At 60.4% G+C, this 21,925-nt stretch carries 19 protein-coding genes; 12 read left to right on the top strand and 7 right to left on the bottom strand.

The genetic code is table 11. The features are described from left to right. The first annotated feature begins 162 nt into the window (after window positions 1–162). The 6 genes from K0P33_RS25890 to K0P33_RS25915 are packed head-to-tail and all read left to right on the top strand — an operon-like array spanning window position 163 to window position 6,842. Window positions 163–855: an RDD family protein gene (locus K0P33_RS25890; protein WP_094952417.1), complete on the top strand. Its 693-nt coding sequence runs from the start codon at window positions 163–165 to the stop codon at window positions 853–855. Beyond that, window positions 852–1,832, top strand: a complete 981-nt coding sequence (locus K0P33_RS25895; RefSeq protein WP_094952416.1) for a stage II sporulation protein M — start codon at window positions 852–854, stop codon at window positions 1,830–1,832. Before K0P33_RS25890 ends, K0P33_RS25895 begins: the two co-directional genes overlap by 4 nt. Beyond that, window positions 1,819–3,357 carry a DUF4129 domain-containing protein gene (locus K0P33_RS25900; RefSeq protein ID WP_242152293.1) on the top strand — a complete coding sequence of 513 codons (1,539 nt, stop codon included), beginning with the start codon at window positions 1,819–1,821 and terminating at the stop codon, window positions 3,355–3,357. Before K0P33_RS25895 ends, K0P33_RS25900 begins: the two co-directional genes overlap by 14 nt. Then, the gene (locus K0P33_RS25905) at window positions 3,354–4,511 is read left to right on the top strand and encodes a DUF4350 domain-containing protein (RefSeq protein WP_094952414.1); all 1,158 of its coding nucleotides are present in this window, start codon (window positions 3,354–3,356) and stop codon (window positions 4,509–4,511) included. Before K0P33_RS25900 ends, K0P33_RS25905 begins: the two co-directional genes overlap by 4 nt. Next, window positions 4,508–5,503: a MoxR family ATPase gene (locus K0P33_RS25910; RefSeq protein ID WP_094952413.1), complete on the top strand. Its 996-nt coding sequence runs from the start codon at window positions 4,508–4,510 to the stop codon at window positions 5,501–5,503. The genes K0P33_RS25905 and K0P33_RS25910 overlap by 4 nt, the downstream gene beginning before the upstream one ends. Window positions 5,504–5,510: 7 nt before the next feature. Beyond that, entirely contained in the window at window positions 5,511–6,842 is a 1,332-nt protein-coding gene (locus K0P33_RS25915; protein ID WP_094952412.1) for a DUF58 domain-containing protein, read from the top strand. 102 nt (window positions 6,843–6,944) lie between these two features. Here K0P33_RS25915 and K0P33_RS25920 read toward each other — a convergent pair whose 3' ends face one another. Beyond that, window positions 6,945–7,304 carry a PilZ domain-containing protein gene (locus tag K0P33_RS25920; protein WP_094952411.1) on the bottom strand — a complete coding sequence of 120 codons (360 nt, stop codon included), beginning with the start codon at window positions 7,302–7,304 and terminating at the stop codon, window positions 6,945–6,947. A 223-nt stretch (window positions 7,305–7,527) separates the two neighbouring features. Beyond that, on the bottom strand, window positions 7,528–7,902 hold the full coding sequence (locus K0P33_RS25925; RefSeq protein ID WP_094952410.1) for a hypothetical protein: 375 nt from the start codon (window positions 7,900–7,902) through the stop codon (window positions 7,528–7,530). Window positions 7,903–8,077: 175 nt separating this feature from the next. Between K0P33_RS25925 and pyk the strand changes: the two genes are divergently transcribed. Further along, window positions 8,078–9,529, top strand: a complete 1,452-nt coding sequence (gene pyk, locus K0P33_RS25930) for a pyruvate kinase (RefSeq protein WP_094952409.1) — start codon at window positions 8,078–8,080, stop codon at window positions 9,527–9,529. Window positions 9,530–10,767: 1,238 nt separating this feature from the next. Here the strand turns inward: pyk and K0P33_RS25935 are convergent. Continuing rightward, entirely contained in the window at window positions 10,768–11,517 is a 750-nt protein-coding gene (locus K0P33_RS25935) for an enoyl-CoA hydratase-related protein (RefSeq protein ID WP_094953883.1), read from the bottom strand. 30 nt (window positions 11,518–11,547) lie between these two features. Next, entirely contained in the window at window positions 11,548–12,480 is a 933-nt protein-coding gene (locus tag K0P33_RS25940; RefSeq protein WP_242152296.1) for an iron-sulfur-binding ferredoxin reductase, read from the bottom strand. Between the two features lie 216 nt (window positions 12,481–12,696). On the opposite strand from K0P33_RS25940, the gene K0P33_RS25945 reads away from it, so the two are divergent. The 4 genes from K0P33_RS25945 (at window position 12,697) to K0P33_RS25960 (ending at window position 19,145) form a co-directional block, all read left to right on the top strand. Further along, window positions 12,697–14,220, top strand: coding sequence for a fumarate hydratase (locus K0P33_RS25945; protein WP_094953881.1), 1,524 nt, complete (start codon window positions 12,697–12,699; stop codon window positions 14,218–14,220). A gap of 235 nt (window positions 14,221–14,455) precedes the next feature. Then, window positions 14,456–16,222 (top strand): ATP-binding protein, encoded by a 1,767-nt coding sequence (locus K0P33_RS25950; RefSeq protein ID WP_094952641.1) that lies wholly within the window; start codon window positions 14,456–14,458, stop codon window positions 16,220–16,222. Further along, a complete protein-coding gene (locus K0P33_RS25955; protein WP_094952642.1) occupies window positions 16,216–17,541 on the top strand; it encodes a sigma-54 dependent transcriptional regulator in 1,326 nt (441 codons plus the stop codon). The genes K0P33_RS25950 and K0P33_RS25955 overlap by 7 nt, the downstream gene beginning before the upstream one ends. A gap of 284 nt (window positions 17,542–17,825) precedes the next feature. Next, a complete protein-coding gene (locus K0P33_RS25960) occupies window positions 17,826–19,145 on the top strand; it encodes an MFS transporter (protein ID WP_094952643.1) in 1,320 nt (439 codons plus the stop codon). Between the two features lie 146 nt (window positions 19,146–19,291). Here K0P33_RS25960 and K0P33_RS25965 read toward each other — a convergent pair whose 3' ends face one another. Next, window positions 19,292–20,047 (bottom strand): hypothetical protein, encoded by a 756-nt coding sequence (locus tag K0P33_RS25965; protein ID WP_242152299.1) that lies wholly within the window; start codon window positions 20,045–20,047, stop codon window positions 19,292–19,294. A gap of 194 nt (window positions 20,048–20,241) precedes the next feature. Between K0P33_RS25965 and K0P33_RS25970 the strand changes: the two genes are divergently transcribed. After that, window positions 20,242–20,862, top strand: a complete 621-nt coding sequence (locus K0P33_RS25970) for a flavin reductase family protein (protein WP_094952645.1) — start codon at window positions 20,242–20,244, stop codon at window positions 20,860–20,862. A 155-nt stretch (window positions 20,863–21,017) separates the two neighbouring features. Here K0P33_RS25970 and K0P33_RS25975 read toward each other — a convergent pair whose 3' ends face one another. Further along, window positions 21,018–21,266 (bottom strand): hypothetical protein, encoded by a 249-nt coding sequence (locus K0P33_RS25975; protein WP_094952646.1) that lies wholly within the window; start codon window positions 21,264–21,266, stop codon window positions 21,018–21,020. Between the two features lie 43 nt (window positions 21,267–21,309). After that, window positions 21,310–21,651, bottom strand: a complete 342-nt coding sequence (locus K0P33_RS25980; protein WP_094952647.1) for an antibiotic biosynthesis monooxygenase family protein — start codon at window positions 21,649–21,651, stop codon at window positions 21,310–21,312. Window positions 21,652–21,925 lie beyond the last annotated feature (274 nt).

Below are 21,925 nucleotides of genomic sequence, written 5' to 3' on the forward strand. Positions count from 1 at the left end.
TGTTCCTGTACTGGAGGTCGACAAAGTCTAGGCGCTGCAAGGCGTCCGGGGCCAGCGATACCTAACTGTACAAACATCCAGTAAAACCTGGAAAGGTTGCTTCCATCGTCGACACTGCTAGCATCCGAGTCTCCCAGCCGCTCTGCACTGCCAAGGATCGCAATGCCATCAACCCCTTTGGATACCCGCTACCAAATCGAGACCCCGGAGGGCATCGATCTACCCTTGCGCCCGGCCGGCCTGCTGCCACGCGCACTGGCCTTCGCTTTCGACTTGGGTTTGCGCGGGCTGATCATGGGCATCCTGCTCGTACCGTTGGCATTGCTGGGCAATATCGGCATTGGCCTGGGCTCGTTGCTGCTATTCCTGGTCAGTTGGTGGTACATGGTGTTGTTTGAGGTGCTCAATCAGGGCTGCTCCCCCGGCAAGCAGGTCATGGGCCTGCGGGTGGTACAGGACGACGGCACACCGGTCGGTTGGTCCGCATCACTGATCCGTAACCTGCTGCGCTTTGTCGATATGCTGCCCTTCGGTTACTTCCTCGGCGCCATCAGTTGCCTGCAACATCCCTATTTCAAACGCCTCGGCGACTTGGCTGCGGGCACCTTGGTGATCTACCGCGAGCAGCCCCTGGCCCGCCCCCAAATTCCTCAGGCTGTCGCCCTGCGCCTGCCTTTCGCCCTGGACCTGAGCGAACAACGCGCCATCCTCGGCTTTGCCGAACGCCAAGGCGAACTGTCCAGCGAGCGGGTGCATGAACTGGCCTCAATCCTCGCCGCGCCCCTGCAAGTGTCTACGCCGCGGGCCGTGGAACAGCTCAATGGTGTGGCCCGTGGTTTGTTGGGCCCAACATGAAACAGAGCCAGTTCGAAAGCCGTCACCAAGCCCAATGGCAAGCCTTTGACGAGCAACTGAAACAGTTGGAGCAAGGTAAAGCCAAGACCCGTGACGTGGCTGATTTCCCCCACCACTATCGACGTTTGTGCCAGCACCTGGCCCTTGCCCAAGAGCGCGGCTATAGCAGTTACCTGGTTGATCCGCTGCAGCAACTGGCCCTGCGTGGCCACCAACAGTTATATCGCCACCGCAGCCAACTGGGGGCCAACGTATTGGCCTTCATTCTGGCCGACTTCCCGCGACTGGTACGTGAGCAGTGGCGTTTCGTGCTGATCGCCAGCCTGCTGTTCTTTGGCAGCCTGGTGGGCATAGCGCTGCTGGTCTACCTGTTTCCAGACCTGATCTACAGCATCGTCAGCCCCCAGCAGGTGGCAGAAATGCAAAGCATGTACGACCCGGATGCCAGCCGCTTGGGCCGCGCCGCCGAACGCGCCTCCAGCGAAGACTGGATGATGTTTGGCTACTACGTGATGCACAACATCGGCATCGCCTTCCAGACCTTTGCCGCCGGCCTGCTGTTTGGCCTGGGCAGCGTGTTTTTTCTGATTTTCAACGGCTTGATCATCGGGGCCGTCTCCGGGCACCTGACCGAAATTGGCTACGGCCAGACCTTCTGGTCATTTGTCATCGGCCACGGTGCATTCGAGCTGAGTGCCATCGCCCTGGCTGGCGCGGCGGGCTTGCAATTGGGCTGGGCGCTGATCGCTCCGGGGTCGCTGGCTCGCAGCGAATCCCTACGGCTGGCGGCCCGTAAAAGCGTGCAGATGCTCTGCGGCGTTATGGTGTTCCTGCTGATTGCCGCGTTTATTGAAGCCTACTGGTCTTCCACCACCTCCATTGCCCCTTGGGCCAAATACCTCGTTGGCGCTGCGCTTTGGTTGCTGGTGGCCGCTTACCTTATTTTCGCTGGACGGACTCGCCATGCGCCTGAGTGATGCCAGTGTGGTGATTCGCCCACGTACCACCTGGGAAGCCATGGACCTTGGCGTATTAATGGCTCGGGAACATCGCCTGCTGCTGATGAGCAGTTGGGCGCTGGTGAGCTTGCCGGTGTTTGCTTTGCTCAGCGTATTGCTCTGGGAACACCCCTCTGTCGCACTATTCGTGTTCTGGTGGCTTAAGCCTGCGTTCGACCGCTTGCCGCTGTACATTCTGTCCAAAGCCCTGTTTGGTGAGACACCCAGCGTCAAACACGCCGTACGCCATTGGCCACGACTGCTTAAAAGCCAGTTGCTGGTCAGCCTGACCTGGCGTCGGCTCAGCCTCAGCCGCAGTTTTTTACTGCCGGTAAGCCAACTTGAAGGCCTGGGGGGCCAGGCACGCCAGCAACGCCTGGGCGTGCTGCTGCAACGCAACGCGAGTGCCGCGCGCTGGCTGACCATCATCGGTGTACACCTGGAAATCGCCCTGTGGTTTGGCTGCATGGCGGTGTTCTATCTCTTCATCCCGGATCAGGTTGAAGTGGATTGGGACTGGCAACGCCTCGCGCTCTCAACCGGCGCGGAATGGCTATGGCTGGAGCACCTGACCAACACCTTTTACGCCTTGATCCTGGTGTTCTGGGAACCCATCTATGTTGCCTGCGGTTTCAGCCTGTACCTCAACCGTCGAACCGTACTGGAAGCCTGGGACCTGGAGTTGGTATTCCGCCGTTTGCGCCAACGCCTGAGCAGCGCTGCACCGCTGCTACTGCTGCTACTGCTGGTTGTCGGGCTGTTGCTGATACCTGCCAGCCCGCCGGCCATGGCTGACGAGTCGAACGCCACCCAACAGCTCAGCACTCAAGCCGCCGCCCAATCAATAAAGACAGTGCTTGAACAACCGCCTTTCAAAAACCCGGAAACCGTCACGCGTTATCGTTTTGGCGAAGATAAACCTGCGCCTAAAAACAAAGTTCACGGAGACGGAAAATTACCCGCCTGGCTTCAATCGCTGCTGAACCACCTCAACAGCAACACCTTCAAGCATGTCGGCCAAGGACTGGAAGTACTCCTGTGGAGCGTGGTGATCGCCATCTTGGCCCTGCTGGTCTGGCGCTACCGTGACTGGCTGCGCGCCTTTGTCAGCCTGCGCCCGAGCCGCAGCCCCAAAATCGCCAAACCGGCACCGGCGCAATTGTTCGGACTGGACCTGGGTCTAGAGACGTTACCTGAAGACATCGCCAGCACCGCCGAGCAACTATGGCCCTCTCAGCCACGGGAAGCCCTTGGCCTCCTGTACCGTGGCCTGCTCAGTCGGTTGCTGCATGACTACAACCTGCCACTGAAAAGCGCCGATACCGAAGGCCAGGTCCTGGAGCGGGTTCACCAACTGCAACAACCACATCTACTGGCGTTCAGTGATGAATTGACCCGGCACTGGCAGAGCCTCGCCTATGGTCACCATGTGCCTACGGCCTCTGCCCAGCAGAAACTCTGCAACGATTGGCGTGCGTTATTCAACTCGGGAGCCGCCCAATGAACCGGCCATTAGTGTGGGTCGGGTTACTGCTGGCGTGCCTGCTGGGCGCCGGGGCGTTTTATGCCTGGCACAAGGCAATCCCTTATGACGAGGTGGTAGACCGTGGTCCATCGCCGCACGCCCGTCAGAATCCTTATCTGGCAGCGGAATACTTTCTGCGCAAGCAAGGCCTCGTAGTTGAGCACGCCAATAGCCTAAAACGACTTGCCGACCTTCCTCCCAAAGGCAATAGCCTGTTACTGCTGGGCGAGCGCAGCAACATGACCCCACGCCAGGTGGATCAACTGTTGGACTGGGCGAAGTCCGGTGGCCATCTGCTGGTAGTCGCCGAAGCGTTGTGGGATGAAGAAACGGGCAAAAGCGGCGACTTACTGCTCGATCGTTTAAACATCCACCAGCTCATAAGTGACGACATTGACGAACCTGCGTCCCCGCGCAAAAAGAAAGCGCCGGACCTGACCAAGCTCTATGTCGACAATGAAACCGCACCGGCCTATTTCAGCTTCGATACCGCCTTCAACCTCTCCGACCCCAAGCACCTGGCGCAGTTTTCCGCCAACAGCGCCAAGTCCAGCCACCTGATGCAACGCGACCTCGGGCACGGCACCGTGACGGTGGTGACCGACAGCGACCTGTGGAAAACCCCAGCCATCGGCAAACACGATAACGCCTGGCTGCTGTGGTACCTCAACCAGGGCACTGACGTGACGTTGCTGTTCAACAGCGACGTGGACAACCTGCTGACCTTGTTGGTGCGCAATTTCCCCCAGGCGCTGGTGGCGCTTGTAGCGCTGATTGCCCTGGCGTTGTGGCACGCCGGAATGCGCCAGGGGCCGGTCCAGGCTCCGGCACCCAAGGCACGCCGACAGTTGCAGGAACACTTGAAGGCCAGCGCCGACTTCCTGCTGCGCCGCAGTGGCCAAGGCCCGCTCTTGCAAGCCTTGCAGCGTGACGTCCAACGCGCGGCAAGGCGGCGTCACCCAGGCTTTGAACACCTCGACACCGCTGACCAGTGGCAGGTACTTGAACGCCTGACGCGCCAACCCTCCCACATCATCAGTCAGGCCCTCGGCCCACTCCCGGCAAAACGGCTCACCAGCGCCGATTTCAGCCGTCAGGTGGCGTGCCTGCAAACTCTCAGGAATGCCCTATGAGCGATTTCCCAGCAGCCACGGCCCCCACCACCGAAAGCCTTCAACACGCCAGCCAGCAGGCACAAGCCCTGCGCGTGGAACTGCGTAAGGCGGTGATTGGCCAGGACCAGGTGATTGACGATGTACTCACCGCATTGATCGCAGGCGGCCACGTCCTGCTCGAAGGCGTACCAGGTCTGGGCAAGACTTTGCTGGTACGGGCCTTGGCCCGTTGTTTCGGTGGCGACTTCGCGCGTATCCAGTTCACGCCGGACCTGATGCCCAGCGATGTCACCGGCCACGCGGTGTACGACCTGCATACCGAGCAGTTCAAGTTGCGCAAAGGGCCACTGTTCACTCACCTGTTGCTGGCCGACGAAATCAACCGTGCCCCGGCGAAAACCCAGGCCGCCCTGCTCGAAGCCATGCAGGAGCGCCAGGTCACGCTCGAAGGCGAGGCGCTGCCCATCGGCCAACCCTTCATGGTGCTGGCGACCCAGAACCCCATCGAACAGGAAGGCACCTATCCCCTGCCCGAGGCCGAACTGGACCGGTTCATGCTCAAGGTGCGCATGGACTACCCCGAAGCCCAGCAGGAGCTCGACATGGTGCGTGAAGTGACCCGCTCGTCCAGGGCGGACATGCTTGATGTGCAACCACTGCGCACCGTGCTGCAGGCCGAGGACGTGTTGCAACTGCAGCAGATCGCCAGTGAGCTGGCCCTGGATGAGCAAGTACTCGACTACGCCGTGCGCCTGGCACGAGCGACCCGTACCTGGCCAGGGCTGGCCATCGGCGCCGGCCCTCGGGCCTCCATCGCCCTGGTCCGTGGTGCCCGGGCGCGGGCTTTGTTGCGCGGCGGTGAGTTCGTCACCCCGGACGACATCAAAGGGTGTGCCCTGGCGGTACTGCGTCATCGAGTGCGTATTGCACCGGAGCTGGATATCGACGGCCTTGAGGTAGACCAAGTGCTCAAGCAACTGCTGGACCAGATTCCGGCGCCCCGGCAGTGACGCGCCCATGAAGCCGACTCGACTGTTGTTAAGCTGGCTGGGTGTGCTGCTGGGCCTGAACATCCTGCTCGGCGGTGCTGCGGCGTTGCAGCTCAATGTGCCCGACACGGTGCACTCGATCGCCTGGGGACTGTTGCTGGCGCTGTTGCTGCTGGCGCTGTTGGACGCTGCACGCCTGCGTCGTCGCCCTTCTGTGCAGGTGCAACGGCAAATGCCCGGCAGCCTGGCGCTCGGCCGCTGGGGGGACGCTCGACTGACCCTGACCCACAACTACCCGCAGCCACTCACCGTAGAGGTGTTCGATCACGTCCCAGACGGCCTGAGCATGGAAAACCTGCCGCAGAGCATCGAACTGCGCCCCGGTGAACGCAGCGAGCTGGGCTACCGACTGCGCCCTTTGCGCCGTGGACTCTTCCGGTTTAGCCGCTGTGAAGTTCACCTGCCCAGCCCCTTTGGGCTGTGGTCGGCACGACGTTTTATTGAGATTGAAGATTCGACCCGCGTCTACCCGGACTTCGCCCGCTTGTACGGTGCACAATTGCTGGGTGTGGATAACTGGCTGAGTCAACTCGGTGTGCAACAACGCCAGCGAAGGGGATTGGGTCTGGAGTTCCATCAACTGCGCGAGTTTCGCGAAGGTGACAGCCTGCGTCAGATCGACTGGAAGGCCACCGCACGGCAACGCACACCGATCGCCCGGGAATACCAGGATGAGCGCGACCAGCAAATTGTGTTCATGCTTGATTGCGGTCGGCGCATGCGCAGTCAGGATGATGAGTTATCGCACTTCGACCACGCGCTCAACGCCTGCCTGCTGCTCAGCTATGTGGCGTTGCGCCAGGGCGATGCCGTGGGCCTGTGCACTTTTGCCGGTGACCAGTCGCGCTTTCTGGCCCCGGTTAAGGGCAGTGGCCAGTTGAACCTGCTGCTCAACGCGGTATACGACTTGGATACCACCCGGCGAACAGCCGACTACCAGGCGGCCGCCAGCCAATTGCTGGCCCGGCAAAAGCGCAGGGCGCTGGTGATCGTAGTCACTAATCTGCGCGACGAGGACGATGAGGCATTGATGACCGCGGTCAAGCGTATCAGCCGACAGCACCGCGTATTGGTAGCCAGCCTGCGCGAGGAAGTGCTTGATCAGCTGCGCCAGGCACCCGTGCAAACCCTTCCCGAGGCGTTGATTTATAGCGGCACGGTGGACTACCTCAACACGCGAAACGAACTCCACGACCGTCTGAGCGCGCATGGCTTGTCTGTATTGGATACCCCACCTTCACAGCTGGGAGCCGCGTTGGTGACACGGTATCTGGGTTGGAAAAAAGCCGGCGCCTTATGAAACGCCGCCTTCTGGAACAAGCACCCTGGTAAAAGTGCTGTGTGGCGAGCGTGCGACCGCGTTTGAGTAACACGCCCGAACCAGGCCGACACTGTGCAGCGTCTAGGCGGATGCCTGTAATGGATCGAAACTGAAGTAATTCAGCAAGGCTTTGATCAGTTGGGCGTACTCATCGCACGCCTGAATCACGCTAAACCCCGAGTCGTAATGCTGAGGATTGATATCTTCATGGCTCCACAAGCAGGTCGCCGTGAGGTCGATTGCCTGGAACTCGCCGTCGGGTCCAGGGACTTTCAAGCGCAGCTCGAAGTCCACGTCGACCATCATGGGTAATTGGCTGATCAACATCAGCCCGTCTTCAGAAACATTGCCCAAAAAACCAATAGGCTTGTCTGTAAGACGATTGAACACCTGCAGGAAGCTATGTAACTGGTGCCGCTCAATCCGTCGGTGCGTAAACATGTGAGTTCGCCATCCAATGGCCATGTTTTGTGGCCGTGCCAGTGATTCGGAACAAGCCAACGGCTCGCTCTCCCTGGATCTCGGTGTGACAACACATCGCTTCAGTCACTAAACAGCTGCCGGATCCGGGCCTTGCCTTCGTTTGAATAGAAACTTGTACAAACGAACACTCAAAGGATAGCCCAAGACTGGCGACGAGCGAGCTACCGCGTGATAAATATCATCACAAAGACGCTGGACGGGGCTTTGCGGCACTGGCGCCGGGGTAATGCCCCAACTGCTGCAGGGTGTCTAGCCTGGCACGGGCACGGTAAGCGTACTCGCTTGAAGGGTACTGGTTGATGATGAACTGGTAGGTTTGTACGGCATCAACAAACAACTTTTGCCGTTCCAGGCATTGCCCGCGCAACATCGAGACCTCCGGTTGCACATAACGACGGGTACGGCTCTCGCGGTCGACCTGGGATAACTCCAGGGTGACACGCTCGCAATCACCCACCCCATAGGCACGGTAAGCGTTGTTCAAATGGTGGTCCATCGACCAGCGGGTACAGCCGACAACACTGACGGCCAAGGCAGCAACGAGCAAAATTCGCATGGGGGTTCTCCTGTCTTGAGCAGTGTATCGACCCTTCGTCGAAAATCTTCAAGGATGTTGGTCAATTCGACCGCTGCAAAAACAAGCCAATCGTCGATAAGTAGTGCAAACGAACAATGACTACAACGAAAGAGCATAGTAGCCTTGCCCAGCGCTTGAACTCAGGAGTCTGTGCATGTCCGTCCGTCGTACCAAAATCGTCGCCACCCTTGGCCCGGCCAGTAACTCGCCGGAAGTCCTCGAACAGCTGATTCTGGCTGGTTTGGACGTTGCCCGTCTGAACTTCTCCCACGGCACCCCGGACGAGCACAAGGCTCGCGCCAAGCTGGTGCGTGACCTGGCCGCCAAGCACGGCCGCTTCGTGGCACTGCTGGGTGACCTGCAAGGCCCGAAAATCCGTATCGCCAAATTCGCCAACAAGCGGATCGAGCTGAAGATCGGTGACAAGTTCACCTTCTCCACCAGCCATTCGCTGACCGAAGGCAACCAGGACGTCGTGGGTATCGACTACCCGGACCTGGTCAAAGACTGCGGCGTCGGCGACGAACTGCTGCTGGACGACGGCCGTGTGGTCATGCGCGTCGACACTGCCACCTCGACAGAGCTGAACTGCACCGTGATCATCGGTGGCCCGCTGTCCGACCACAAAGGCATCAACCGTCGCGGCGGTGGCCTCACAGCGCCGGCCCTGACTGAAAAAGACAAGGCCGACATCAAGCTCGCCGCAGAAATGGAAGTGGACTACCTCGCCGTGTCCTTCCCGCGCGACGCTGCCGACATGGAATACGCCCGTAAGCTGCGCGACGAAGCCGGCGGTACTGCCTGGCTGGTGGCGAAGATCGAACGTGCCGAAGCTGTGGCCGATGACGAAACCCTCGACGCCCTGATCAAGGCGTCCGACGCTGTGATGGTTGCCCGTGGCGACCTGGGCGTGGAAATCGGTGACGCCGAGCTGATCGGTATCCAGAAGAAGATCATCCTGCACGCACGCCGCCACAACAAAGCGGTGATCGTGGCGACCCAGATGATGGAGTCGATGATTCAGAACCCGATGCCGACCCGTGCCGAAGTGTCCGACGTGGCCAACGCCGTGCTCGACTACACCGACGCCGTGATGCTCTCGGCTGAAAGTGCTGCTGGCCCATACCCGCTGGAAGCCGTCCAGGCCATGGCGCGTATCTGCGTCGGTGCTGAAAAGCACCCGACCAGCAAGACCTCCAGCCACCGCATGGGCAAAGTGTTTGAAAGCTGCGACCAGAGCATCGCCTTGGCCGCCATGTACACCGCCAACCACTTCCCGGGCGTTAAAGCGATCATCGCCTTGACCGAAAGTGGCTACACGCCGTTGATCATGTCGCGCATCCGCTCCTCGATCCCGATCTACGCGTTCTCCCCGCACCGCGAAACCCAGGCCCGTGCGGCCATGTTCCGTGGTGTGTACACCGTACCGTTCGACCCGGCTTCGTTGCCACCGCACGAAGTCAGCCAGGCGGCCATCGACGAGCTGATCAAGCGCGGCGTGGTGGAGAAAGGCGACTGGGTCATCCTGACCAAGGGCGACAGCTACAACACCATCGGCGGCACCAACGGCATGAAGATCCTGCACGTTGGCGACCCAATGGTCTGAGTGACACGCTGAAAAACAAAAGCCCCGCCATGTGAATGGCGGGGCTTTTTGCATTTAAAGGCCTGAGGATTTGTTGAATGAGAGGGCCTCATCGCGGCATGGGTATCTACACATCTTTTTATGGGTTGAGTTCTTTGGTTGTCGCGGGGGCGCGGGGTACATATCCGTTATTTGGGTAACGGCTGCTATGGGTTCCGCCCTTACGGCGGGTCACTTTTGGAAAAGAGCCCCAAAAGTAACCAAAAGGGCTCTTGCCCCACCACTCGGCACCTCGCCTAGGCTCGGTGTGCCCTCACTCCGGCTTTGGACCGTGGGCCGCCGCCATGGGCCATCCTTGGCCCATCGCGGCTAAACCGGCGTCCTGCCGGTTTACCCACGCTCCAAAGCCTGCGTTCGGCCAGCGTGGTTTAACGGGGCGCCTAAGATCAAGATCAAAAGCAAGAGCACGGCGGCCTAGTAGCCGACCTGAGTGGTTAAATCAAAAGCAAAACCGAGGCGGCCTGACAGCCGACCTGATCTTGGAAACTGAAACTCAATCAAATGTGGGAGCTGGCTTGCCTGCGATGGCATCAACTGGTTATGCCTGATACACCGAGGTGCCTGCATCGCAGGCAAGCCAGCTCCCACAGAAAAGCAGAGCACTGCGGTGCTGGCAGCTAAACTCGGTCAAAATTGTGGGAGCGGGCTTGCTCGCGAAGGCGGTGTGGCAGTTACACATGAGCTGACTGACCCACCGCCTTCGCGAGCAAACCCGCTCCCACATTGGGATCTCATTACATCAGCTAGATAAGGTGGTGCTCTGCTTCTGCCCTGCTTTTGCTTCTACCACTCAGGTCGGCTACTAGGCCGCCGTGCTCTTGCTTTTGATCTTGATCTTAGGCGCCCCGTTAACCACGATGGCCGAACGCAGGCTTGAATCCGTGGGTAACCCGGCAGGACGCCGGGTTAGCCGCGATGGGCCAAGGATGGCCCATGGCGGCGGCCCACGGTCCAAAGCCGGAGTGAGGGCACACCGAGCCTAGGCGAGGTGCCGAGTGGTGGGGCAAGAGCCCTTTTGGTTACTTTTGGGGCTCTTTTCCAAAAGTGACCCGCTGTAAGAGCGGAACCCATAGCAGCCGTTACCGCAGCAACGGATATGTACTCAATCTACCTAAACCATCGCAGGCTAAAAGCAACACAAAAAGTTGCATAGATACCCATGGCTTGCCCGCGATGAGGTCCGCCCCATCAACGCACATTCATCGCCGAGCATTAAATGCCGACAACGCCGCTATCGCCTCCGGTGATTTCAGCCGCTGGACAAACAACGCCCCCTCCTCCTCAATCACCCGCCGCAACTGCTCCCGATCAACACCCCTCATCAATTGTTTGGTCACCTGCACCGCTGCGGGCGCCAACGTTTCAAAACGCTCAGCCACTTCCCGCGCCTTGGCTAAGGCCGCCTCACCACTGCCCAGTGCCTCGGTGGCAATGCCCCATGCCGCCGCCTGCTCGCCGGTAAAACCGTCCCCCAACAGCAACAGTTCAGCCGCTTTCGCATGCCCCAACAGCCGCGGCAGGATCAGGCTGGAACCAAACTCCGGGCACAATCCCAAGTTGACGAACGGCATGCGCAAGCGTGCATCGCGACTGATATAAACCAGGTCGCAATGCAGCAGCAGCGTTGTACCAATGCCAACGGCCGCACCGGCCACGGCGGCGATCACCGGTTTACGGCAATTGAGCAGGCTTTTCATAAAGTGGAACGGTGGGCTATCGAGGTCGCTGGGTGGTTGCTCAAGGAAGTCGGCAATGTCGTTGCCGGCAGTGAAACAGTCGCTGCTGCCCTGGATCAACACGGCGCGGACGCCTTCGTCCGCATCAGCCTGCTCCAGCGCCTGGGCCAATTGCGTGTACATGGTCCGGGTCAGGGCGTTTTTCTTGTCGGGGCGGTTGAGCTGCAAGGTCAGCAGCCCGCGTTCACGTTGCAGCAGGATGGCGTCGGTCATGGTGAATCTCGCGGCTGTAGAATTCAGCGCTCAACCACGGGGCAAAAACACATCGGCCAGCAGTTGATTACGCGGCAAACCCGCCAGGAACAGGCGCTTGGAAAACGCCTCGACGCTGGCAGGGTGCCCGCAGAGTAAAGCCAGAGTTTGCCGCGAAACAAGCCGCAGTTGCGCCAATGCCTGGGTTAACTCAGCCGCCGTCCACAGCTCCACGGTCAGGTTCGGGTGCTGCGCAGCCAACTGCGCCAGGGGCTCGGCCAAGTAATGCGCGTCGGCATCATGGGCCAGGTGAATCACGCGAATGGCGCCCTGGTGATCCTGGCGCAACGCCTCACGCAACACGCCCCATAACGGCCCAAGCCCCGTGCCATAGGCCAGAAGCCAGAGCGGCCGCAATTGCCAATCGGGGTCATAGTGCAGCGCCCCGCCTCTCAACTCGCCCAGTCGCAGGCGGTCGCCCACTTGCAACTGACGGGCAATATCGCTGAATTCACCGGGTTGACGGCAATCGAGATGAAATTCCAGGAAGGTATCTTCCTGGGGCACGCTCGCCAACGAGTAGGGGCGTGCCACCTGCCCCGCCCACACCACCAAGTGCTGCCCGGCCCGGTAACGCAGGCCGCGTTCCGGTTGCAGACGCAGGCGCAGCACCGCCGCGCTCAACCAATCGACACCCACGACCTGAGCCGGCAAACCGTCACGCAACGGGTCAAACGTTTCGACCTGAAGATCCCCGCTGACCTGGCACTGGCAGGCCAAGCGCCAGCCGTCCTGGCGTTGCGCCGGGCTCAGGGCGTCAGGTTGCTTGTCCTCAACCTCACCCAGGCAGCGCACCAGGCAGGCATGGCAACTGCCTGCCCGGCAACTGTAAGGCACGGCCACACCCGCCTGATTCAAGGCATCCAACAGGTTACTGCCGGTGGCTACCGACCAGTGGCGTTCGCCGACGTGCAGTTCAGGCATATAAGGTCTCAATCAGAAGGGCCGCGTACAGGAAATCATGCCCGACAGAGTTTGACCATAGTCGGGTGTATCGGCCACCGCGCCGGGTTATACTGCCGCGCCTTTTTAGCGTCGCGCCTGCACCATACGGCGTGCCTTGGAAAGGTGGACTCAGCCGACCGATGTACCCCACTGAGCCACCTTTATTGAATGTTCCCTTATAGAGGAGCGCGACTCATGACCGTGATCAAGCAAGACGACCTGATTCAGAGCGTTGCCGACGCCCTGCAATTCATTTCCTACTACCACCCCGTTGACTTCATCCAAGCGATGCACGAAGCCTACCTGCGCGAAGAGTCGCCGGCAGCCCGTGACTCCATCGCGCAGATCCTGATCAACTCGCGCATGTGCGCCACCGGCCATCGCCCGATCTGCCAGGACACCGGTATCGTTACCGTGTTCGTGCGCGTGGGCATGGATGTACGCTGGGACGGCGCCACCATGAGCCTGGACGACATGATCAACCAGGGCGTGCGCCAGGCTTACAACCTGCCGGAAAACGTCCTGCGTGCATCGATCCTCGCCGACCCGGCAGGCGCGCGCAAAAACACCAAGGACAACACCCCGGCCGTGATCCACTACTCCATCGTCCCGGGTAACACCGTGGAAGTGGACGTGGCGGCCAAGGGCGGCGGCTCCGAGAACAAGTCGAAAATGGCCATGCTCAACCCTTCCGACTCGATCGTCGACTGGGTGCTCAAGACCGTTCCGACCATGGGCGCCGGCTGGTGCCCACCGGGCATGCTCGGCATCGGTATCGGCGGCACCGCCGAGAAAGCCGCCGTGATGGCCAAGGAAGTGTTGATGGAATCCATCGACATTCACGAGCTGAAAAAGCGCGGCCCGTCCAACCGTATCGAAGAGATGCGCCTGGAGCTGTTCGAGAAGGTCAACCAACTGGGCATCGGCGCCCAGGGCCTGGGTGGCCTGACCACCGTGCTCGACGTGAAAATCATGGACTACCCGACCCACGCAGCCTCGCTGCCGGTGTGCATGATCCCCAACTGCGCCGCCACCCGTCACGCGCACTTCGTGCTCGACGGTTCGGGCCCTGCGTCGCTGGAAGCGCCATCGCTGGACGCCTACCCGGAAATCGTCTGGGAAGCCGGCCCGTCGGCCCGTCGCGTCAACCTCGACACCCTGACCCCGGAAGACGTGCAGAGCTGGAAGCCGGGCGAAACCGTACTGCTCAACGGCAAGATGCTCACCGGTCGCGACGCGGCGCACAAGCGCATGGTCGAGATGCTGAACAAGGGCGAAACCCTGCCGGTGGACCTCAAGGGTCGCTTCATCTACTACGTCGGCCCGGTTGATCCAGTGCGCGAAGAAGTGGTTGGCCCGGCTGGCCCAACCACCGCCACGCGGATGGACAAGTTCACCCGCCAGATCCTCGAGCAAACCGGCCTGTTGGGCATGATCGGCAAATCCGAGCGCGGCCCGACTGCGATCGAAGCGATCAAAGACCACAAAGCCGTGTACCTGATGGCTGTGGGCGGCGCCGCTTACCTGGTGGCGCAAGCCATTAAGAAGTCGCGCGTGGTGGCTTTCGCCGAACTGGGCATGGAAGCGATCTACGAGTTCGACGTGAAAGACATGCCGGTCACCGTTGCGGTGGACAGCAAGGGCGAATCCGTCCACATCACCGGTCCTGCCATCTGGCAGAAAAAGATCAGTGAAAGCCTGGCGGTAGAAGTGCAGTAAACACTTCCCCCGCAAGGATAAAGGCGACTGTGGCCCCATGGCCCAGTCGCCTTTTTTATGCAGGGTAATTTTGTAATGACGAACGCGGTCATGTGGGAGCTGGCTTGCCTGCGATGCAGGCACCTCGGTTTTTCATTGAACCTGAGGTGATGCCATCGCAGGCAAGCCAGCTCCCACAACATCAACGTTGTGCATGCTATGGTGCTCACCCCTTACTGTGCCTGTTCATCACCGTATGATCGCGATCCCACGCCCCCTGCGCCTGACCTTCTACTCCCTGTTGATCATCGCCGGTGCGGTGCTGGCCGCTGCCTTGGCCACACGCCATGCCGAACGCCAAGCTTTGGTAGACGACGCCGCCCGCGCCAATCAACAGCTGGCGCTGTACGCCAACTCCCTGCACACCCTGATCGAACGCTACCGCGCCCTGCCCGCCGTACTGGCGCTGGACTCGGAAATGATCAACGCGTTGAAAGGCCCGTTGAGCGACACCACCCAAGACCTGCTCAACCGCAAACTGGAGCGCATCAACAGTGCTGCGCAGTCCTCCACCCTGGAGCTGATGGACCGCACCGGCCTGGCCGTGGCCGCCAGCAACTGGAACCTGCCGAGCAGTTATGTCGGGCACAACTACGCATTTCGCCCCTATTTCAGCCAGACCTTGAGCCAGGGCACCGGGCGTTTTTATGCGGTGGGCGTGACCACCGGGATCCCGGGTTACTTCCTCTCCAGCGCAATGGTCGATGAACATGAACAGTTCCTCGGCGCCATGGTCGTGAAGCTCGAATTCCCCGAACTTGAGCGCGAGTGGGCCCAGGGCAACGACCTGCTGCTGGTCAGCGATGCGCGCGGCATCGTGTTTATCGCCAACCAGCCAGGCTGGCGTTACCGCAACCTGCGCCCGCTGTCGGCCAGTGACCTCGCCGACCTCAAGGCCACACGCCAATACGACAAAAAACAATTGCAGCCGCTGGACACGCAAACGTTGCAGCGCTTTGACGAAAACAGCCACCTGATGCGCGTCAACGGTCCCGACGGCAGCGCCAATTACATCTGGGAATCGCTGCCGCTGAAGGCCGAAGGCTGGACCTTGCACCTGCTGCGCAAACCGCAGTTCGCCTTTGAAGACCAGCGCAATGCCGGCCTCGCCGCTGCCGGTTCCTGGCTGGCGCTGGTGTTCCTGGTGCTGTTCCTGACCCAACGCTGGCGCCTGGCCCGTTTGCGCCAACGCAGCCGCGAAGAACTTGAACGGCTTGTGGAGGAGCGCACCCAGGCGCTGCGTACGGCCCAGGATGGGTTGGTGCAATCGGCCAAACTGGCGGCATTGGGGCAGATGTCCGCCGCCCTCGCCCATGAGATCAACCAGCCACTGACCGCCCAACGCATGCAGTTGGCGACCCTGCGCCTGCTGCTGGACCACGGCCGTGTGGACGATGCCTACAAGGCCCTCACGCCGCTGGACGACATGCTCACGCGCATGGCCGCACTCACCGGCCACCTCAAGACCTTCGCGCGCAAAAGCCCCAGCGGCCTGCGCGAAAAGCTGGACCTGGCCACCGTGGTCGATCAATCCCTGCACTTGCTCGACGCGCGCCTGCGCGACGAAACCATCGGCGTGGTGCTGGACCTGACCCGCCCGGCCTGGGTGCGCGGCGATGCCATCCGCCTGGAACAGGTGCTGATCAACCTGCTGCGCAACGCCCTCGACGCGATGGCCGACAAGCCGCGCAAACGCCTGGAAATCCGCCTGCACGCCGATCAGCAACTGTGGCAGTTGACCGTCAGCGACAGCGGCGGCGGGATTGCCGAGGAACACTTGAACAGCGTGTTCGACCCGTTTTTTACCACCAAACCCGTGGGCGACGGCCTCGGCCTTGGGTTGGCGGTGTCCTACGCTATCGTCCACGAACTGGGCGGGCGCTTGCTCGCCGGCAACCGTGGCGACGGCGCAGTATTTACCTTGACCTTGCCGATTGCGCTGGAGACGCCCGACCTATGTTGAACGCAGTGATTGTGGTCGATGACGAAGCCAGCATTCGCACGGCCGTCGAACAATGGTTGAGCCTGTCGGGGTTTGCGGTGCAGTTGTTCAGCCGCGCCGAAGAGTGCCTGGCGCAACTGCCCAAGGACTTTCCCGGAGTGATCTTGAGCGACGTGCGCATGCCCGGGCTCAGCGGCCTGGAGCTGCTGGCCGAAGTGCAACGCCGCGATGCCGACTTGCCAGTGATCTTGCTGACCGGCCACGGCGATGTGCCGATGGCGGTGGAAGCCATGCGCGACGGCGCCTACGACTTTCTGGAAAAACCCTTCAGCCCCGACGCCTTGCTCAACAGCCTGCGCCGCGCCTTGGACAAACGCGGGCTGATCCTGGAAAACCGTCGCTTGCATCAACAGGCCGACCATCGCGCGCAACTGGAATCCAGCCTGCTGGGCGTGTCCCGCGGTTTGCAGAATTTGCGCCGCCAGGTGCTCGACTTGGCCAGTTTGCCGGTCAATGTGTTGATCCGTGGCGAGACCGGCAGTGGTAAAGAGCTGGTCGCGCGCTGCCTGCATGATTTCGGCCCGCGCGCGAAAAAGCCATTTGTAGCGCTCAACTGCGCCGCCATCCCCGAGCAACTGTTTGAGGCCGAATTGTTCGGCCACGAAAGTGGCGCGTTCACCGGCGCCCAGGGCAAGCGCATCGGCAAATTGGAATACGCCCACGGCGGCACGCTGTTCCTGGATGAAATCGAAAGCATGCCCTTGGCGCAGCAAGTGAAACTGCTGCGTGTGTTGCAGGAGCAAAAGCTGGAGCGGTTGGGCTCGAACCAAAGCATTCACGTGGACCTGCGCATCATCGCTGCCACCAAGCCGGACCTGCTGGAAGAGGCCCGCGCCGGAAGGTTTCGCGAGGATTTGGCGTATCGCTTGAACGTCGCGCAACTGCGCCTGCCGCCGTTGCGCGAACGCCGCGAAGATATTCCGCTGCTGTTCGACCACTTTGCCCACAGCGCCGCCGAGCGGCTGGGGCGTAGCGCCGAACCCTTGAGCGGCGCACAACTGGGGCGGCTGCTCAGCCATGATTGGCCGGGCAACGTGCGTGAGCTGGCTAACGTTGCCGAACGCCAAGTGCTGGGCCTGGGTGAACCGGAGCCGGAAGGTATCGAGGCGGGGCAATCGTTGGCGGCGCAGCAGGAGGCCTTTGAAGCGCACTGCCTGAAAGCGGCGCTGGTTCGGCATAAGGGTGATATCAAGGCGGTGTTGGCCGAGTTGCAACTGCCGCGGCGAACCTTCAATGAAAAGATGCAGCGCCATGGGTTGGTGCGGGATACGTTTCTGTAGGCCGGTTTTTGTGTTGTTTTCACAGACGCCATCGCAGGCACGCCAGCTCCCACATTTTGATTTGTGAACACATTCAACTGTGGGAGCTGGCTTGCCTGCGATGAGGCCAGTAGCCATAAGCGGATTTCCGCTCATCACCCTCAAACCATCAGCGACTTTCCGCTCAAAAATATTCTGAAACCCTTCTAAACCGGGCCTTCATCTACTTGGCACAGCTCCTGCTATAGCCGAACCAGGCAGCGCTCGCGCCGCTCCACAAAAACAATTAGATGAAGGATCCTTCAATGGATAACTCCAACACCTTGCCTCTGGGGTCGGTGGCTGCGCCGGCAAAAGAACGCACGACGTCCAGCCGGATCAAATCGATCTTCAGCGGCTCCGTCGGCAACATGGTCGAGTGGTATGACTGGTACGTCTACGCCGCCTTCTCGCTGTACTTCGCCAAAGCCTTCTTCCCCGCCGGCTCTTCAACCGCCCAGTTGATGAACACCGCCGCCATCTTCGCCGTGGGTTTCATCATGCGCCCGATCGGTGGCTGGCTGATGGGCCTCTACGCTGACTACAAGGGCCGCAAGGCCGCGCTGATGGCCTCGGTATTGCTGATGTGCTTCGGCTCGCTGCTGATCGCGTTGACCCCGGGTTACGACACCATCGGCATCGGCGCACCGATCCTGCTGGTGTTCGCACGCTTGCTGCAAGGCCTGTCGGTCGGCGGCGAGTACGGCACCTCGGCCACCTACTTGAGTGAAATGGCGACCAAGGAACGTCGCGGTTTCTTCTCCAGCTTCCAGTACGTGACCCTGATCTCCGGCCAACTCATCGCCCTGGCCGTATTGATCGTGCTGCAACAAACCCTGACCACCGAGCAGCTGTATGCCTGGGGCTGGCGCATCCCGTTCGCCATCGGCGCGCTGTGCGCAGTGGTCGCGCTGTTCCTGCGTCGTGGCATGGAAGAAACCGAGTCGTTCACCAAAAAGGAAAAAGCCAAGGAAAGCGCGATGCGCACCTTGATGCGCCACCCCAAGGAAGTGTTGACCGTGGTCGGCCTGACCATGGGCGGCACACTGGCGTTCTACACCTACACCACTTACATGCAGAAATACCTGGTGAACACCGTCGGCATGAGCATCTCCGACTCCACCACCATTTCAGCCGCCACGCTGTTTCTGTTCATGTGCCTGCAACCCCTGGTCGGCGGGCTCTCCGACAAAGTCGGCCGTCGCCCGATCCTGATCGCCTTCGGCATACTCGGTACGCTGTTCACCGTGCCAATTCTCACCACCCTGCACACCATCCAAAGCTGGTGGGGCGCGTTCTTCCTGATCATGGCGGCGCTGATCATCGTCAGCGGCTACACCTCGATCAACGCGGTGGTGAAAGCCGAGCTGTTCCCTACGGAAATTCGCGCCCTGGGCGTGGGCCTGCCGTATGCGCTGACCGTGTCGATCTTCGGCGGTACCGCTGAATACATCGCACTGTGGTTCAAGAGCATTGGCATGGAAACCGGTTACTACTGGTATGTAACGGCATGTATTGCGGTGTCGCTGGTGGTTTACGTGACCATGAAGGACACGCGCAAGCACTCGCGGATTACTACGGACTAAAGGTTTATCGCGCTAAAACATGTGGGAGCTGGCTTGCCTGCGATAGCATCACCTCGGTCTACCTGATAAACCAAGGTACCTGCATCGCGGGCAAGTCGAAGCGTCGAACCGCCGGCTCCCACATAAGCCCGCTCCCACATTTTGAATCAGGACACGTCCGCTAATGCGGCGCGCCCATACCGACGCTGCGCATACGACGCGCCGGCAATCATCACTACCAATACGCCCGCCAACACCGCCGATGAACCAATGGTGCCGAAATCCAGCCCGCCCTTTTCATCGGGCTTGGTGAGGAAATCGCCCAGGGTCGCGCCAAACGGTCGCGTCAGCACAAACGCCACCCAGAACAACAGCACCGACGACAGTTGAGTGAAGTATTTGAGTGCCACCACCACCGCAATGGCCGAGCCGATCAGCAAGGCGCCGCCAGCAAAGCCCAGCCCGGAATCGTCCGCCAGGAAGTCGCCCAACGCGGTGCCCAAGGTGTTGGAGAACAGAATCGCCATCCAGTAAAACAACTCACCCCGCAAGGTCTGCACCTTGTTCACATTCAGCGAATCGCCGCTGAGGTGCCACACGGCAAAGATGATCATCAGGATCACGATCAGGATCATCGACCCCGTGGCATACCCCAGGCCCAGCGTACGGTCCATAAAGTCCGACATCGTGGTGCCGGCCGTGCTGGTGGACAAAATCACGATCCAGTACAGCACCGGGTTGTAGGTTTTCGACCAGAGTTGCGTCACCAGGGTGACGAGAAACACGCTGATCAGGATCATCGAGCTGATGGCGTAGCCAACGTTCAGGGTCATCGACAACAAATCCCCGGCGGTTTCGCCCAGGGTAGTTGCGCAGATTTTCATGACCCAGAACGCCAGGGTGATCTGAGGAAGTTTGTTCATGATGCGCAAGGCTCCGAAGCTCAGTCTTTCATTGGGCCGACTTATAGGGGGTATCGACCTGGCGCGCAGACTGAACCGGACGCTGTGAAAAATAGGTGGGCAATCAATGAAAATTCTATCCAGCCAATGGAATTTCGCCGCTATGGATTGCACTATGGCTACCTCCCAGAACCCCGCAGCAGGAACCCCGGCCCATGTCTGACGATATCCATTTCTACGAGCCCGCCAACGGCCACGGCCTGCCCCACGACCCGTTCAACGCCATCGTCGGCCCTCGGCCGATCGGCTGGATTTCCTCCCACGACCGCGAAGGCCGCCTGAACCTGGCGCCCTACAGTTTCTTCAATGCGTTCAACTACATTCCACCGATCATTGGGTTTTCCAGCGTCGGGCGCAAAGACAGCCTGAACAATATCGAGCAGACCGGCGAGTTTGTGTGGAACCTGGCTACCCGCCCACTGGCCGAGCAGATGAACCAGAGTTGCGCGGCGGTATCGCCGGATGTGAATGAGTTCGAGCTGTCCGGCCTGACGCCGGTGGCGTCGAAAATCGTCGGCGTGCCGCGCGTGGGCGAAAGCCCGGTGTCGTTCGAGTGCAAGGTGACGCAGATCATTCAGCTGCAGCGCGCCGACAAAGAGTTGGTACCGAGCTGGCTGGTACTGGGCGAAGTGGTCGCGGTGCACATTGCCAAGTGGCTGCTTAAGGATGGGGTCTACGACACCGCCGCCGCGGAGCCGATCTTGCGCGGTGGTGGGCCGGCGGATTACTTCCAGTTGGGGCCGGAGGCGTTGTTCAAGATGTATCGCCCTCGCTGATTGGAATACTTCCCAACAGACACAACAGACCAGTGTGGGAGCCGGGCTTGCCCGCGATAGCGGCGTGTCGGCCACCCAATGAGTCGACCATTACGCCCTCATCGCGGGCAAGCCCGGCTCCCACATTTGGTCTATGTTGATCAGCAGAAAGAGCGTTAGCTGGCGGCAGTTGCCCAGGTCAGTTGACCCTCTTCGTCCACATCGATCAACCGCTCTAATTGCACGGTAGCCGCATCATCAGCGTCGGAGGCGGTCTTGAACGTCTGCCCATCAAGGATCTTGTGAAAACGCGGTGCGCCCATGCCATCCAGTGCCTTCACGGCGATGGCAGCACTGTAGCCACCCGCCTCTTCACGTACCAAGGCGGAAACAGCTTCGTGGTGGGCAAATTGTTTACGTGCCATGTTGCAGGTCCTGGCCAATGGGTAAGTCGGCCATTCTAAAGCACTAGCCGGCCAGTTGCAGGTACTCGCCATAGGCATGCGCAGCGGATGCATCGGTAAAGGTCTGGAAGTCCATGCTGCGCAACACCCTGTCGTTCAACAGCTCGGTAAAGATCATCAGGGCGGGAGAATTGAAGTAGGCGCTCATCGCCTGCTCGCTGCTCCAGAAGCCCGAAACCAGCCATACATCGGGGTCGACCTGTGAGTGCTGCAACGAGAATTGCAGGCAACCCTGAGCCTGACGGCCCGGTTCGATCAAACTGCTCAAGCGTGCACCGAGTTCGGTGCTGCACCCGGTACGGGCGCGGATAAAGGCCATATGGCTCGCGGGAATGGGGGTGGACATGTTCAACTCTCCCGTTGAGAAGTGATGCTCGGCAAGCACTGTGAGGGCGTGTTGCCACAGGATCAAAGATAACGGCGCGGGTGTGGGCGCGGTTAGTCAATTCCTGCCGGCTTATTGCACAATCCTGCGAGAAGCGCAGGCGAGACGTAGGGCCCCTGAGGTTTATTCCAGGCTCATGCTCAGTGTTTCAGGGAGATGACAGGCGCGGCACTTGCCTGATTCGCAACTTATCGCAGGATCAGGCAAGGATTGTGCAGAATCGACGTAACACCTT

This window comes from Pseudomonas sp. ArH3a (genome assembly GCF_022648765.1).
Classification (GTDB): domain Bacteria; phylum Pseudomonadota; class Gammaproteobacteria; order Pseudomonadales; family Pseudomonadaceae; genus Aquipseudomonas.